Source organism: Clostridium sp., from assembly GCF_016650035.1.
In the GTDB taxonomy this organism is placed as follows: domain Bacteria; phylum Bacillota; class Clostridia; order Clostridiales; family Clostridiaceae; genus Clostridium_AD.
Window position 1 is genome coordinate 1 of the sequence record NZ_JAENWM010000094.1, and the last position, 13742, is coordinate 13742.

General features: G+C 30.9%; 18 protein-coding genes, 1 pseudogene and 1 other annotated feature. Of the genes and pseudogenes, 2 read left to right on the plus strand and 17 right to left on the minus strand.

Annotated features, from left to right (window positions below; all coding sequences use genetic code 11):
- Positions 1 to 258 precede the first annotated feature (258 nt).
- Positions 259 to 615, plus strand: coding sequence for a DUF2294 domain-containing protein (locus JJD95_RS16965; RefSeq protein WP_291644203.1), 357 nt, complete (start codon positions 259 to 261; stop codon positions 613 to 615).
- 166 nt (positions 616 to 781) lie between these two features.
- The gene (locus JJD95_RS16970) at positions 782 to 2005 is read left to right on the plus strand and encodes an OFA family MFS transporter (RefSeq protein ID WP_291644204.1); all 1224 of its coding nucleotides are present in this window, start codon (positions 782 to 784) and stop codon (positions 2003 to 2005) included.
- A 62-nt stretch (positions 2006 to 2067) separates the two neighbouring features.
- On the opposite strand, the gene JJD95_RS16975 is transcribed toward JJD95_RS16970, so the two are convergent.
- The 17 genes and pseudogenes from JJD95_RS16975 to asnB all read right to left on the minus strand — a co-directional run bounded on the left by JJD95_RS16975 (position 2068) and on the right by asnB (position 12967).
- Positions 2068 to 2274 carry a hypothetical protein gene (locus JJD95_RS16975; protein WP_291644205.1) on the minus strand — a complete coding sequence of 69 codons (207 nt, stop codon included), beginning with the start codon at positions 2272 to 2274 and terminating at the stop codon, positions 2068 to 2070.
- A gap of 220 nt (positions 2275 to 2494) precedes the next feature.
- Positions 2495 to 2671 (minus strand): hypothetical protein, encoded by a 177-nt coding sequence (locus JJD95_RS16980; RefSeq protein WP_291644206.1) that lies wholly within the window; start codon positions 2669 to 2671, stop codon positions 2495 to 2497.
- Between the two features lie 62 nt (positions 2672 to 2733).
- Entirely contained in the window at positions 2734 to 3576 is an 843-nt protein-coding gene (locus JJD95_RS16985) for a hypothetical protein (RefSeq protein ID WP_291644207.1), read from the minus strand.
- Positions 3573 to 4133 carry a GTPase gene (locus JJD95_RS16990; RefSeq protein ID WP_291644208.1) on the minus strand — a complete coding sequence of 187 codons (561 nt, stop codon included), beginning with the start codon at positions 4131 to 4133 and terminating at the stop codon, positions 3573 to 3575. Before JJD95_RS16990 ends, JJD95_RS16985 begins: the two co-directional genes overlap by 4 nt.
- Positions 4096 to 4353: a hypothetical protein gene (locus tag JJD95_RS16995; RefSeq protein ID WP_291644209.1), complete on the minus strand. Its 258-nt coding sequence runs from the start codon at positions 4351 to 4353 to the stop codon at positions 4096 to 4098. Before JJD95_RS16995 ends, JJD95_RS16990 begins: the two co-directional genes overlap by 38 nt.
- Before the next feature lie 62 nt (positions 4354 to 4415).
- On the minus strand, positions 4416 to 4814 hold the full coding sequence (locus tag JJD95_RS17000; RefSeq protein ID WP_291644210.1) for a hypothetical protein: 399 nt from the start codon (positions 4812 to 4814) through the stop codon (positions 4416 to 4418).
- A 237-nt stretch (positions 4815 to 5051) separates the two neighbouring features.
- Positions 5052 to 5645 carry a type II secretion system F family protein gene (locus JJD95_RS17005; RefSeq protein ID WP_291644211.1) on the minus strand — a complete coding sequence of 198 codons (594 nt, stop codon included), beginning with the start codon at positions 5643 to 5645 and terminating at the stop codon, positions 5052 to 5054.
- Positions 5646 to 5796: 151 nt separating this feature from the next.
- Positions 5797 to 5955, minus strand: a complete 159-nt coding sequence (locus tag JJD95_RS17010) for a hypothetical protein (protein WP_291644212.1) — start codon at positions 5953 to 5955, stop codon at positions 5797 to 5799.
- 77 nt (positions 5956 to 6032) lie between these two features.
- Positions 6033 to 6431 (minus strand): annotated as a pseudogene (locus JJD95_RS17015) (type II secretion system F family protein); the annotation flags it as partial.
- Positions 6432 to 6486: 55 nt separating this feature from the next.
- A complete protein-coding gene (locus JJD95_RS17020; RefSeq protein ID WP_291644213.1) occupies positions 6487 to 6906 on the minus strand; it encodes a hypothetical protein in 420 nt (139 codons plus the stop codon).
- Positions 6907 to 6908: 2 nt separating this feature from the next.
- Positions 6909 to 7052, minus strand: a complete 144-nt coding sequence (locus tag JJD95_RS17025) for a hypothetical protein (protein ID WP_291644214.1) — start codon at positions 7050 to 7052, stop codon at positions 6909 to 6911.
- 410 nt (positions 7053 to 7462) lie between these two features.
- On the minus strand, positions 7463 to 7924 hold the full coding sequence (locus tag JJD95_RS17030; protein ID WP_291644215.1) for a hypothetical protein: 462 nt from the start codon (positions 7922 to 7924) through the stop codon (positions 7463 to 7465).
- Positions 7912 to 8250 carry a YtrH family sporulation protein gene (locus tag JJD95_RS17035; RefSeq protein WP_291644216.1) on the minus strand — a complete coding sequence of 113 codons (339 nt, stop codon included), beginning with the start codon at positions 8248 to 8250 and terminating at the stop codon, positions 7912 to 7914. Before JJD95_RS17035 ends, JJD95_RS17030 begins: the two co-directional genes overlap by 13 nt.
- A gap of 74 nt (positions 8251 to 8324) precedes the next feature.
- Positions 8325 to 9068, minus strand: coding sequence for an alpha/beta hydrolase (locus JJD95_RS17040; protein WP_291644217.1), 744 nt, complete (start codon positions 9066 to 9068; stop codon positions 8325 to 8327).
- A 49-nt stretch (positions 9069 to 9117) separates the two neighbouring features.
- Positions 9118 to 10926, minus strand: a complete 1809-nt coding sequence (gene pepF, locus JJD95_RS17045) for an oligoendopeptidase F (protein ID WP_291644218.1) — start codon at positions 10924 to 10926, stop codon at positions 9118 to 9120.
- A gap of 102 nt (positions 10927 to 11028) precedes the next feature.
- Positions 11029 to 11166, minus strand: coding sequence for a M24 family metallopeptidase C-terminal domain-containing protein (locus JJD95_RS17050; RefSeq protein WP_291644219.1), 138 nt, complete (start codon positions 11164 to 11166; stop codon positions 11029 to 11031).
- 211 nt (positions 11167 to 11377) lie between these two features.
- Positions 11378 to 12967 (minus strand): asparagine synthase B, encoded by a 1590-nt coding sequence (gene asnB, locus JJD95_RS17055; RefSeq protein ID WP_291644220.1) that lies wholly within the window; start codon positions 12965 to 12967, stop codon positions 11378 to 11380.
- A gap of 51 nt (positions 12968 to 13018) precedes the next feature.
- Positions 13019 to 13273 (minus strand) — a binding site (T-box leader).
- Positions 13274 to 13742: the final 469 nt, after the last annotated feature.

A 13742-nucleotide genomic window follows, 5' to 3' on the forward strand; every position in this document is an offset into this window, starting at 1 on the left:
AAAGTGAACTATGAAAATGAATTGAAACTTATTTTATCAGCAATATTATATAAAAAAATCTGCGAATCACAAATAGTAATAGTAATTTATAATTTTAAGTTAAATTAGTGCTTTTAAAAAAAATCATGCTTCAGCTCTGAATGCATATATATTATCATTTACAATTATAGTTAAGCATGCTACAATTACTTATCATATCAAAGGTTTGTTTAAATTAATAACCTATTAGACTGACTTAATGATATATGGAGGTTTTCAATGACAAAAGGACAAATTGAAGCGAAATTAAGCGAAGCAATTAGTAAATTTGAGGTTGACTACATGGGTAGAGGTCCAGAAAAAATTCGGACAATTATCTTTCAAGATTTAATAATAGTAAGGATTAACGGATTTTTAAGTAAATCAGAAAAAAACTTGGCTCAAACTAAGGATGGCATTGATCTAATAAAAAAAGTAAGGATTGCTTTGTTTGAGAATGCTAGAGAAAGTTTAGAAGAAACTATAAAATCTGTACTTGATGTTAATATAGTAAGCACATACTCTGATATAAGCACCAAAACAGGCGAAAAGATTATCGCTATAGTTGCAGACCGAGACATTGAAATAACATTATAAACTAGTGTTGGAAGACGCATTGAAGGGTTAATGACCAGTCAAGGGGTAAGCCAATAGCAATAACTCTCATAGAGGAGTTTTTGCTATTGGCTTTTTTATTTTTAATAAAAAGGAAGTGTGAAAATATGAATGCAAGAGAAACATTTAAAGAAAATTGGGGGAGTAAATGATGCAAAAGGCAATTAAACAGAGTGATATTAAGTTAGGGCAAAGATGGATATATGTTTTCTTGGGAATTATAATTATGATGTGCCTAGGCACTGTATACTCATGGAGTGTTTTTAGGCTCCCTATAGAGAAATTATTTAATATAGGCTCTGCTCAAAGCGGACTTCCCTACATGATTTCTTTAGCATTTTACGCGCTTTTCATGTTTTTAACAGGTAAATTTTTAGACAAATACAACCCTAGAATAATTATTTCACTGGGTGCAGTTCTTGTTGCATTAGGTTGGATATTATCTGCATATGCACCAAATGTGTATGTTTTAACTATTACGTATGGGGTTATAATTGGTGCAGGAATGGGTATAGCTTATGGTGCTCCTATGACGGTAGTAGCAAAATGGTTTCCTGAAAAAAAAGGATTAGTTGTAGGTCTTATACTTATAGGATTTGGGTTATCACCACTTATAACAGCTCCACTTGCAAGAAATTTAATAGAAAATTATGGGATAACAAAAACTTTCCTCATATTAGGAATATCTTTTGGGATAATAATACCTTTACTTTCATATCCATTTAGATATCCTACAGATTCAGAAAATAAAAGCCTTCAAACAACTTCAAACACAAAACAATATATAAATGATACTAATACTGCTAAAATGATTAAATCCCAAAATTTTAAAGGACTGTATTTCAACTTTATAATTGGAACAATGATCGGCCTAATGTTAATTGGAATTACAAGTAATGTCGGGGTAGAACTCATAAAGTTATCCCCAAAAACAGTAGCTTTATTAATGACGGTATTTGCAATTTTTAATGGAATAGGTAGACCTATATTCGGCTTACTTACGGATAAATTTTCGTCTAAAAAAGCCATGTTAATTTCTTACGGACTAATTATTACGGCATCATTATTAATGCTAATGGCAAATGAAGGCAGTTTACTCTTATTTACTATAGCATTTTCAATATTTTGGTTTAATCTTGGAGGATGGTTAGCTATTGCTCCAACTTCAACTCTCGCTATGTATGGAACAAAACATTATAGTCAGAATTATGGTGTTGTCTTTACTGCATATGGCATAGGAGCTATTATTGGGGTGTCGTCGTCAGGATTACTAATAGATCTCTTTAAGAATTATCATTCTATCTTTTATTTTGTAATAGTTTTATGTACTATAGGTATATTGTTGTCACAAAAAATGATAAAATCCACATAAAATAAAATGATATAAATAAAACCTAAGACTAGCTTTTACACTAATCTTAGGTTTAATTTATATTACCACGTTATATTTTCTTTTGTGATACTCCTTAAAATCAAATTAACTAAAGATAAAATAACTACTTGTAATTCAGGTGTAATTATATCTTTCCCAGCAATTTGTTGTGCCATAACTCCTACTAACATAATTGAGTTTACATAAATAGTTTTGCTCAAATACCATTTCTTGCTAACTACCACTTCTACTTTTTGTATTTCCGACATTTTGAGTCCCTCCTACTGTTTTGATTTTGCCTCTCTTGATTTATAAATATAATCAAAATTATGGCCATTAGGTTCTCAATTTTTTTGAATCGTAATCTATTTAAAGATTTTTGAAAAGAAAGATAATTTAAAACTAGAATTAATAACTAATATATATTATTTATTCAATATAATATATGTTAGTTGCTTACAATGGTGTTACCAATGTGGTTCAATTATTTTAATTCACATCTCTGATTATATTCCACTCAATTATAAAATCTTTAGAAATTCTATAAATTTCATTATAAAAGTGAAGATTTATATCTAATTGTGTTAATTGTTTCTCTATATTCACCTTTGAATCAGATAAATCTTTAAATACATCAGAAACAATACTTTCATAAGTAGTTTTCATACTTTTAAAGAATTCATCTATCTGACTTTTATAATCATTTACACAATTTAATAGATTTGATCTTAGTAGTTAATAACACTGGCAGTATTCATTATTTGTATGGTATTAAGTAATTTTTCTTTTACAATGCTATCTGTATTATAAGTTGTTGGTATATATACTTGTAACATCTTTTTATAATATTGATCTATTTTGGGTACCTCAATATTGAAATCCTTCAAATTATACTCTTTTCTAATTATCTCACTAAACGTCTGCATGAGACCCTTCATTTTACTTTCTGCATCCTTCAGCTGAATATGCTTTATTACCAATTCAATATTTAATTCCTTCAGAAATTTTTCGGTTATTGTATCTATTGCTTCATTAAGTCTTCTATTGTTTATAGACAAATCTATATCCATAGTTTTATTTTTAAGATTTCTTAACTGCTCAGAATTCTTCAACATTAGTTTCATAAAAAATTCATCAATTTTATTTTTACATAAATTTGATACATGCTTAAGCTCTTTATCCTCAGATGTTTGAATAATATTTATGAAGTTAGACTTAAAGCTTTCAAAACTTAATTTTTCTTCCATATCCCGTTTAATAGATTCAAAACTATTAGTGATATTTTGAAGCATAATTCCATTTTCTTGGATTTCATCAATCATATCTTTTTTCAAATCCATTAAACTATGTAAAATGCCTCTATTCTTAACTTTTAAATACTTTTCATCTATACTTCTAATAAGCGGCCCATACACCTCCATGTGTGCTTTCTGTATTGATATATAAGTAGTATAATTTATAAGACTTGGCACACCACTTTTTTCCTTTAAAGTGTTTAAATCATAATCAACTAATCCATAAAAACATTCTAGCTTTTCTAATTGATCATCTATAAAGCTTAATGTACTCATCTCATTTTTTCCGATGAATTTTCCTTTAAGGTCTTTAATCTTGCTCTAAGCTGAGAACCTTTAAGTTTTCCAATTGGTTCCATTTCTCCTAAAGACTTTATTATATCACTATCAATTCTACAAATTTTAATTATATCAAAGTATGATCTTGCTGAGGTTCCCATTACTACAAACTCACTATATCCTAAATCATTAAGTTTACATCTTATATAATCTAAAAATCTCACAACAGACTTATTCTCACACTCGCTTATAAACATATCATCTAGCTTATTCACTACAACAACTAGAGAATAGAACTTGTTATGTTTTTCAAATTCTAATTTTATACTTTTTAATAATTCATCCTCATCGGTGGAAAGATAGCTAGAATAATTTATTAAAAATAATACTACATCAGATTTTTCTATCCATTTGAATGTAATATTTTTATGAATATTTTCTCCACTTGAGGAATCTTTAGCTAATGAATAATTACTACCTGGGGTATCAATAACAGTGAAGGAAGTAAAGCTATTGTTAGCATCCGTATAATGTATATCCATGTTCTTTGTCATTTTGTGCCCTTTTAAATTCATTATATGTATATTTATACACATCATCAGGGCTTCTAAATAGAATGTCTGCTTCACCATATAATAGTCTGATATTGCCATCCTTACTTTTTTTATAAATACAAGTATTAGGTGTAGGTATCTCCAAACTTGTGGGTGCATATTGTTCATTTAAAAATGAATTTACTATTACACTTTTTCCTGCCTTTTTAGTAGCCCTCACGTAAATTATTAAGCTACAATCCCTAGCTTTCTTTAAGTCATTTTCAATATCATTAAAAGTATTTAATAAAGCTTTTTTTCATGTAAAAATTCATCAATAACATCTAAATTGTATAGAGCTTTCTCTCCATTAACTACTGCCACTCTTATTTTATCAAATTGTCTCCTAAATGCATTAAGTGTTTTTCTATCACTTTTCTCTTTTTTCATCATAACATCAAGCTCAATATCCAAGTATATAAGAGCTTGAGTAATTTCACTAATTAAATCATTATCCTCTGTATCTATTATTAGATTGCAGTTTTTAACCATATATTCATCTATACCATGGATCAAATTGCTTAATGATATAATATTATCAATTAAAATATCTTCAGTGATTTTATCCTTAAGCATAACTGAAATCCCAGTAAAATCTATTTCCCTTGCTATTGTTAATCTAAATAAAAGGCTATCACTCACTTCAAGTTCCTCTATAAACTTATAAAGAACCTTTTCAATATTTATTATAAATATTGGATAGTGAGGTAAAAAAACTTCTAAGTTACTTTGTATAATATAAGCATCTCTTTTACTCCTTCAATCTTTATAACTTCCACCATTATCCCCCCACATTATAGATATTTTACAGTTTTTATAAATATAAAATTACCCTTAAAGTGAATTTAACTTTAAGGGGACATATTTTATCATTAGTGCTTATTTCACTTTACTAAATGCTGACATAAGCTGCACGGTAACTGGTCCAAATATAATTATAAATATACTAGGAAAAATAAAAAACATTAAAGGAAATAGTATTTTTATAGATGCCTTCATTGCTTGTTCTTCCGCCCTTTGTTTTCTCTTATCTCTTTCATCTTCTGCCTTTATCCTAAGCGTTTGTACAATTCCTACTCCTAATTTGTCAGCCTGAATTATACTGTTTATGAAAGATTTCATCTCATCAAAAGCTAACCTCTCCTTAACTCCAATAAGTGCTTCCTTTTTTGCCTTTCCAAGACACATTTCTTCCAGATATATAAAAAATTCTGAACTTAATACACCACTTCTCTTTGCTATTAATTTGTTTAAGGCTATATCAAAACCTAATCCGGCCTCAACACTTATAGTTAGAAGGTCAAGAAAATCAGGAAGTTCCCTAAGAGCTTTTTTGTATCTTTTTTTTGTTTTACTATTTATATAGAGATTAAAAGCTTTAAAGGGTAATAAAAATCCCACAAGCATAAAAATAAATATTTTTGCTATATTTGCTCCTAATAATATAGCATAACCACCAAATAATAAAGGCACGCTACCCTTAAAATATTATTTATCATATCAAAATCTGCTACAGTCATATCAAAGGGGTTTCCTGCTTGAAGAAGTTTTTTTGTATCTGTTCTTCCTTTTGTGAAGATACTGTTTTGCTAAAATAACTTCTTAGTTTTCCAGTTTTCACTTTTCACACAGGCATTTGTTGCTCTTTTTCTTCTATAGTTTCATCCGCTAACGCTGCAAAAAACTTTAGTCTTTTTTCCATCTTTGAATGCCTCTCAAGGCTTCTCACAAAAGCGAATAATCCAATAAGTATTATTGTAAATGAAAAAGATATGATCACCATTTTTTACACCTCAATTTTTGTAATTTTGTTGATAATTATATACCCTATTATTGCAGATATAACACCAATTGATATTGCTATTTTACCAAAAAATTGCCAAAAAAATCAGTCATATTTTCAGGGTCAAACAAATATAAAATAAACCCTAGAACAATAGGTAGACCCCCTATAACTTTACCTGAAAGCCTTCCTTGGGTCGTTAAAGTCCTAACCTGCCTATCCAGCTTATTTCTTTCCCTTATAGTTTGCACAATAATCTCAAGAATATTAGATAAATTGCCACCTGCCTGCCTTTGAATAAGTGTAGCTTGTATCATAATCTCTAATTCTACACTAGGCATCCTTGCGTTTAAATTATTAAGCGCCTCCTCCATTGTAATACCATAGTTTAATTCCTTAAGTAAAATTAAAATCTCCTCATTAATAGGAGCTTCACAATCCTCAGAGACTGTTTTCATAGCTTGTGTAAAACTGTATCCAGACCTTAAATTAAAGTGCTAATCATATCTGGTAATCAACTATTAAACTTTTCTATCCTTTTTTCACTTTCTTTTTCAACCATATCATAGGATATATATATCCACCAATGGCCCCCACAAGTAGTAGTAGTAGTAGTAGTAGTAGTATTTTAGTAGAAATAAAATAAAGCACACTACCAACTACTACTGCCAGAAACACTCTTATCATTATATATTCCTCTGGCTTTAAGGTCACCCCTGCACTCATAATCATTTGATTCAATTTTTGTTTTTTTTCACTGGCAAGTTGCCCACTTAGTCTTTTACGTATTAACTCATTGCATATTTTTAATGAATTCCTGTCTTTATTAACCTTTACCTTTTTGTGTTTAAAATTTTTGTACTTCTTATCTAATAGAAGAAAGTAATATAATATGCCTGTAATAATCATGAATATACAAATAAACCATAATAAAATTACTGTTTCCTTCATATTTACCACTCCTCTATGTTAAATATAGAAGCAGGGACATCTATGCCATATGCTTCAAAACGCTCATAAAAACTTGGTCTAATACCTGTGCTAACCAATGTTCCTACTATTTTCCCATCTTTTAAATCTTCCTTCTGCTTGAACATAAAAATATCCTAAAGCACTACAATATCTCCTTCTAGGCCTTGGACTTCAGTAATATTCATTATTTTTCTTGAAGCATCCCTAAGTTTAGATTGTTGTACAATTAGATTAATAGCCACTGGATGAACCAACCTCAGCCCTTGATCCCGAGTATACTTCGGAAGTACTAGATATGTTGGGTGAGCTTCAAAATGATGGTCTAAAAACTATAATTGTAACTCATGAAATGGGTTTTGCTAAAATGCTTGTGAAAAGGCCATATATTTATCAGATAATAAAATAATTGAGAGTGGTAAAAGCTCTGAAATATTCGAATTCCCTAAATCAGAGCAACTAAAGAGTTTTTTTAATAAGATACTTGAGTGGAAAATATAATAGCATAAATAGTAGTACTTTCAATGGTATGCCCCTTTTAACTATCAGTCCATATTTCTATCCAAATATGGACTGTTTCTGAAATAACAAGTTTTTTAACCTTTAGTCTATATTCCCTATCTTTTATTTTCATTATTCTCTTGTCTAGAATCTCCCACATCATGTCAGCATCTATCTTGTCTACTTCCTTGCCAACGATCTTATCAACTTTTTCTTTTATATGCTTTTGTAATGTTATTCTTGCTAGTTCATCTTCTTCATTCTCTAGAGTAACCTCTATTTTTTTCACAATTAATCTTTTTTTATTAATGGTCTCCTCCAGTTTTTCAAGGCGAGCATCTTTATCTTCAACTAGAGCTTCTAAAGCACTAATAGAATGATGGTATTCATCTATTCTATAACTTATTAAGCAGCTGAGAGCTATAATCCCTATAATACCACCTATTATAAATCCTGTAGCGAAAAACAGAAAATATCCTTCTTTTTTTACTTTGTCCATAATTCGCCACATCTTTCTAGGAGCTTCAAGGTATAAAACCCTACATTTGCTCCCAATAGTGCTGCTAAAATATATGCTATTTGCTTTAGCATTAATTTTATTTCTCCCTTAAAAAGCCCCTCTTCTATAACTTGAAAAGAAGAAAATGTTCCCCCTAAGGCAATAGCCACAGCCCATATTTTAATAGAACTGGCTAAATCTAACATAGTCTTTAAAGGTGGATGATTATTTAAAATGGCACCTATTCCAGCAAATGTACAAGATCCAAACATTACTCCAAACGCAATAAGAAAGCTATATGACATATTAGAAAGAAAATTACCCATAATTATCCTTTTCAGTTTAAAATGATTTCTTTATAAACTATGCTTTTTATAACTAAAATATGTTGATGTTGCAACTATTCAGATATTTTCTCAAGTATATCTATAGTGCTTTTTACTGCTATTTGCTGCTGCTTACTTGTAGTTATATTTGAGATGTTATCACCTTTTTGAAATCCATAATTGCCAAACTGTCCATGATTTCCACCCTCTATGCTCTGAAACACCGTATCTTTAGGCAACAATTTTTCAGCTGCTTTAATTTTATTTATATCTGCGACGCCATCCTTTGAGCCCCAAGCAGAGAGGACTTCAATATTTTGATTGGACATATTATTACTATCTTGTGGATAAGATGCATATAAAATTAATGCTTTTATACTTATAGGGTTTGTGTATGCATAATTAGCTGCCATTACACCACCAAGAGAATGTCCACCTATAGCCCAATTTTTAATTTCAGGATAAGCATCTAGTACATTAGTTGCTCTATCTTTACCTAAAACAGCCAGTTTAAATGGCATTGGAACAATCACTACTTTATAACCTTCTTTGGCAATTCTTTTGCAAAGAGATGCATAGGCCTCCTCTTCCACTTTTCCACCTGGATAAAAAATAAAACCAGTATCTGTAGCAGTTTTCGGGGTGAAAGTTATATACTTTCCATTTTCAATAGTTATATCATTTTCAGATTGAAAGACAGCTAATGTTTGTTCTGTAGCTTTATAATAATTACTTGTCCAAACAACAAAGAATATGATGAAGATCCCTATTAAAATAACAGGTGATAAAATCAACTTTTTTTTTGTAGATTTTTTCATAGCATGCCACCTTTCCTTAAATATAGTAATATTTAATTAAGCTATCTACTTAGCCTTCTATTTCCTCAGTAAGCTTTATTATCTCATCAATTATATTACCAATATGTTCTATAGTATCAAGCAGTGGTTTTTCTGTGGTTATATCTACTCCAGCCATTTTCGCAAGTTCTACTGGCGTTTTAGTTGAGCCTGCTTTAAGTACCTCTCTCCAATCATCTATAGCTGGCTTGCCTTCATTTAAAATCCTCTTACTAACTTCTGTTGCTATAGTAAGTCCTGCACTATAAGTATAAGGATAAAGTCCCATGTAATAATGAGGCTGTCTCATCCAAGTAAGTTCTGCTCCATCATTTATTTTCACGTCATCTCCCCAGAACTTTTCAAGTACACTTCTTTTTATTTCATTTAGCTTAGTAGCCTGAACGCTTCCACCTTCATCAATTACATTGTATACTTCTCTTTGATATGCTGCCTCTAAAAGGTGAGTCACAAAGTTATGATAATAGGTATTTCCTATCATTGAGGATAAAACCCATCTCTTAAATCTAGGATCATCATTATCTTTCATAAGATAATTTGCCATGAGCATTTCATTCATTGTAGATGGTGCTTCTACAAAATATGTTGATACCTCTGTATCAAATATATTTTGACTTTCATTACATAAATTGAAGTGTCCTGCATGTCCAAGCTCATGTGCTAGTACAAAGACCTCAGCCATCTTTTCAGCCCAAGAAATTAAAATGAACGAATGACTCCCATAAGGACTGGCACAGAAGGCTCCTGTAGCTTTCCCCTCATTTTGTGCAAAGTCAATCCACCTTTCATCGTAGGCTCTTTTAATCATAGTAAGGTAATCTTCTCCTAGTATAGATAAGGCTCCCTCAATATATTTCTTAGACCCCTCTACTGTTATACTAGGCTCGTAGCCTGGATCAACAGCAATCTTCAAATCCGCAAAGGTCATTTCCTCTAATTTATGTATCTTCTGAAGATGCCTTGCATACTTTCTCATGTGAGGTGCTAACTTCTCCATAATTAAGTCTATCTGCCTGTTATATAACTGCCTATCTACCTTTTGAGAGAATAACAAACTGTCTATAACGGAATCAAACCCTCTAAGCGTTGCTATTGTTTTTTCCTTTTGCACTTGAGTTTGATAAGCTGCTGCTACAGTATGCTGATATTCCCTTAATTTAGAGTAGAAAGCTTCAAACGCAGCTCTACGTATCAATGTATCATTTTCATATTCCCATTCATCTTCAAAAAGTCCAAAACTAATTGGATGCTCCACTCCGTCAACAGTAAAGTTATTGAAATTCATATCCACAAGCTTAGCTCGTTCATAAATGCTAAAAGGAGCCTCTAATGTTCCCGATAAAGCAGCTAATACTCTTTCAACTTCTGGATGAAGTGCATGTGCCTTACCTCTTTTTATATCCTTTAAATAATTGCTATTCTCCTTTGATTCAATTATTGCATCCTCAATAATTCTTTCATCTGCTTGTATTATCTCACTGTCTACAAAGCTTATTCTGCTGTTTATGCCAGATGCTATATTCATAAATTTCATGAATCTGTCCTGATTTTCATTATTAGTATGATCCACTGAAACTGCAAGCTCTGCGTAAGTTCCTGTAAGAGTCATAAGCTTAACTATCTCTCTCACTTTATCCAAACATTGATTAATATTGTTTGCTGTATTCAGCTTTTCTTTATAATTTTTTTCCACCTGAATAATAAGTCCTTGAAGTTCTTTTACAGCTAAATTATACTGCTGCTCTGTTGCATAAATAGCAGATAAATCCCAAGTAAGTGATTGTTCTAAATCTTTTCTAGCCTTTAAAATTTTACCCATTTTAAAGCCCCCCTAATATAGATTTTGGTATCATTTATATTTTATACTTTATTATTAATTTAGTCCATAGGACGATGCTATTTAAATCTCTCTAGTCTCGTCCTATAACCATTCCCTCGCTTCTATATCTAAATAAGGAGCAAGTTTTGTGTATACATCTTTATGATAGTTGTTTAACCAATGTATCTCGCTTTCAGCTAGCATCTCTTTATTGATTCCAGGTTCATTAGTAATAACCATGTTCTTTTCTAATTTTATATTATCAGTTTGTTTTCTAATACCTTGAGGTCCTTCATTAATATTCTTAATTTCTCAATCTTCTCTTTAATTTTCATAATATATACCCCCACTTTTATTTAAATTTTAAAGATTTAAATACTATTATTTCTCACTCTAATGAAGCAAATTAAAAGGGACTCCCATACTTAGAAATCCCTTTCAATATTTTTTATTATTTACCACTGGCACCATAATTTGATAACATTCTAGCACTAGGATCGGTTACATTACAACCTTCCCATTCTTTGTTTGGCATCCAAAAATCTACTATCATTTCTGCTTGTAATGGATAATATTTTTCAAAGTATTCTCTGTATAACAATGATTCTTTTGTGAATGGTTTAGAATTATTTTTATACTTTTTACATAGTTTTTCAAATTCTTCATCTGTATAGCAGTCTTCTGCATATTCTTTTAAATAGTCCACCATAGAATGCCCTACAGCATCGCTAAAGGCTGCTTTTTCACGATATAAAATATTTCCTGGTAGATAATCACCTTCAAACGAACGTCTCAAAAGGTATTTACCCATGTTGTATTTATTTAATTTCTTTTCAGGGTCGATGGACATAACATACTTTACAAAATCTAAATCCCCGAATGGTACCCTCGCTTCTATAGAATTTGAGCTGATACAACGGTCTGCACGAAGTACATCGTACATATGAAGCTCTCTGATTCTCTTTTGTGATTCCTTTTGAAATTCTTCTGCATTTGGAGCAAAATCAGTATATTTATATCCAAATAACTCATCAGAAATCTCACCGGTTAGAAGCACTCTGACATCAGAAATCTCGTGTATTTTCTTACAAATCAAATACATTCCCATACTTGCTCTTATTGTGGTAATATCGTAGGTTCCAAGAAGTTTAATGACCTGATCGAGTGATCCAAGCACTTCTTCTTTTGTCATATATATAGTGGTGTGATCACTATGAATGTAATCTGCAACTTCTTGTGCATATTTGAGGTCAATTGCATCGCCCTTCATACCTATAGCAAAGGTTTTAATTGGTTTTGAAGGATACATTTTTTGAGCAATTGAACATACGAGGGAACTGTCGAGGCCTCCGCTTAAGAGGAAACCTACAGGAGCATCAGCATCCATACGTTTTTCTATAGCAGTTACGAATTTATCATGAATTTTGCTGCAGATAACCTCTAAGTCATCATCACAATAATCACCCTCTACTGCTGCGATATCAGAGTAGCATGTGAATTTACCATCAGCATAATAATGTCCTGGCGGGAATGGCATAATTCTGTACGTAAGACCAACTAAATTTTTTGCTTCACTTGCAAATATGATTTTACCTGATTCGGAATAACCATAGAAGAGAGGACGGATTCCAATTGGATCTCGTGCTGCAATGAAACTGTTCTTTTTTCCATCGTAGATGATAATTGCGAATTCTGCATCTAATTTCGAAAATATATCTACTCCATATTCATAGTACATTGGAAGCAATATTTCGCAATCACTATCAGAAATAAACTTATGTCCTTTTTCTATTAGCTCCTTTTTAATTTCACGGAAACCGTAAATTTCACCGTTACAGATAGATGCATCTGTATTTCTTGTGTATGGCTGCATTCCGCTAAAACTTAAATCCATAATAGAAAGTCTTTGAAACCCCAAAATACCAGATGGTAAAGTAAGAATCTCTGTCATATCTGGTCCTCTCGATTCGGTTCTTTGTAATGCCTCTGCAAATTTATCATGTTTCATATCTATTCCTGTATAACACATAATTGTACACATATTAATATTCCCCCTTAATTTTAAATATAAAAAAAAGCCCTCATCCTATAAAACTAGGACGAAAGACTATACTTCCGCGGTACCACCTAAATTAGCTTATAAAAGCTCACTCTAATCAGTACGGAATTAATATAAATTCGATACTGTCCAATATGTAACGGTTTGGCTCCGTCCAATACTACTCTTAATAAATTTCGTTTGGAAGCTCCGGGATGTTCTTCATTATTTGATTCGTATCAGTCTCTCACCACCACTGATTCGCTTTGACTACTTCATAATAACTACTCTTCCCATCAATGCTTTTTTATTGATTATATGATATTTAATTTTGGATTTATTTCATTTTACTTTGTATTTTATGATTAGTCAATGGTTTTATTAAAATGAGAAGGGTAAAATCTGTTAAAATACTGTCTGTTGTCAAAATAAAAGGATTAAAATAGCACAGGATATATGAACAAACTGTGGGTGTGAGTAGCAAATAGAAATTAATAAGCTATTATATTATTAAGCAAAAATTAAGACTTTTTTAATTTGTTTTTAATCTTATAAATATACTATGTAATATATAAGAATATATAAAAACTTCAAGTAATGAAAGGGGATATATTGATATTTTAGTGAACTGTATGAATGCAGTAATGCATATTGACGAGTATTTAACTTTACTAATACAACAGTATGGAATATTAACATACGCGATTATTTTTTTAATTATATTCATAGAAACAGGAGTTGTAGTTATGCCATTTTTGCCAGGTGACTCAATGTTATT

Bases quoted from the DNA above. Each gene is read 5' to 3' on its own strand.
- JJD95_RS16965 (WP_291644203.1), top strand. From the start codon at position 259: ATGACAAAAGGACAAATTGAAGCGAAATTAAGCGAAGCAATTAGTAAA.
- JJD95_RS16970 (WP_291644204.1), top strand. From the start codon at position 782: ATGATGCAAAAGGCAATTAAACAGAGTGATATTAAGTTAGGGCAAAGA.
- JJD95_RS16975 (WP_291644205.1), bottom strand. From the start codon at position 2,274: ATGTCGGAAATACAAAAAGTAGAAGTGGTAGTTAGCAAGAAATGGTAT.
- JJD95_RS16980 (WP_291644206.1), bottom strand. From the start codon at position 2,671: ATGAAAACTACTTATGAAAGTATTGTTTCTGATGTATTTAAAGATTTA.
- JJD95_RS16985 (WP_291644207.1), bottom strand. From the start codon at position 3,576: ATGAGTACATTAAGCTTTATAGATGATCAATTAGAAAAGCTAGAATGT.
- JJD95_RS16990 (WP_291644208.1), bottom strand. From the start codon at position 4,133: ATGACAAAGAACATGGATATACATTATACGGATGCTAACAATAGCTTT.
- JJD95_RS17010 (WP_291644212.1), bottom strand. From the start codon at position 5,955: ATGGTGATCATATCTTTTTCATTTACAATAATACTTATTGGATTATTC.
- JJD95_RS17020 (WP_291644213.1), bottom strand. From the start codon at position 6,906: ATGAAGGAAACAGTAATTTTATTATGGTTTATTTGTATATTCATGATT.
- JJD95_RS17025 (WP_291644214.1), bottom strand. From the start codon at position 7,052: ATGTTCAAGCAGAAGGAAGATTTAAAAGATGGGAAAATAGTAGGAACA.
- JJD95_RS17030 (WP_291644215.1), bottom strand. From the start codon at position 7,924: ATGGACAAAGTAAAAAAAGAAGGATATTTTCTGTTTTTCGCTACAGGA.
- JJD95_RS17035 (WP_291644216.1), bottom strand. From the start codon at position 8,250: ATGGGTAATTTTCTTTCTAATATGTCATATAGCTTTCTTATTGCGTTT.
- JJD95_RS17040 (WP_291644217.1), bottom strand. From the start codon at position 9,068: ATGAAAAAATCTACAAAAAAAAAGTTGATTTTATCACCTGTTATTTTA.
- pepF (WP_291644218.1), bottom strand. From the start codon at position 10,926: ATGGGTAAAATTTTAAAGGCTAGAAAAGATTTAGAACAATCACTTACT.
- JJD95_RS17050 (WP_291644219.1), bottom strand. From the start codon at position 11,166: ATGGTTATTACTAATGAACCTGGAATCAATAAAGAGATGCTAGCTGAA.
- asnB (WP_291644220.1), bottom strand. From the start codon at position 12,967: ATGTGTACAATTATGTGTTATACAGGAATAGATATGAAACATGATAAA.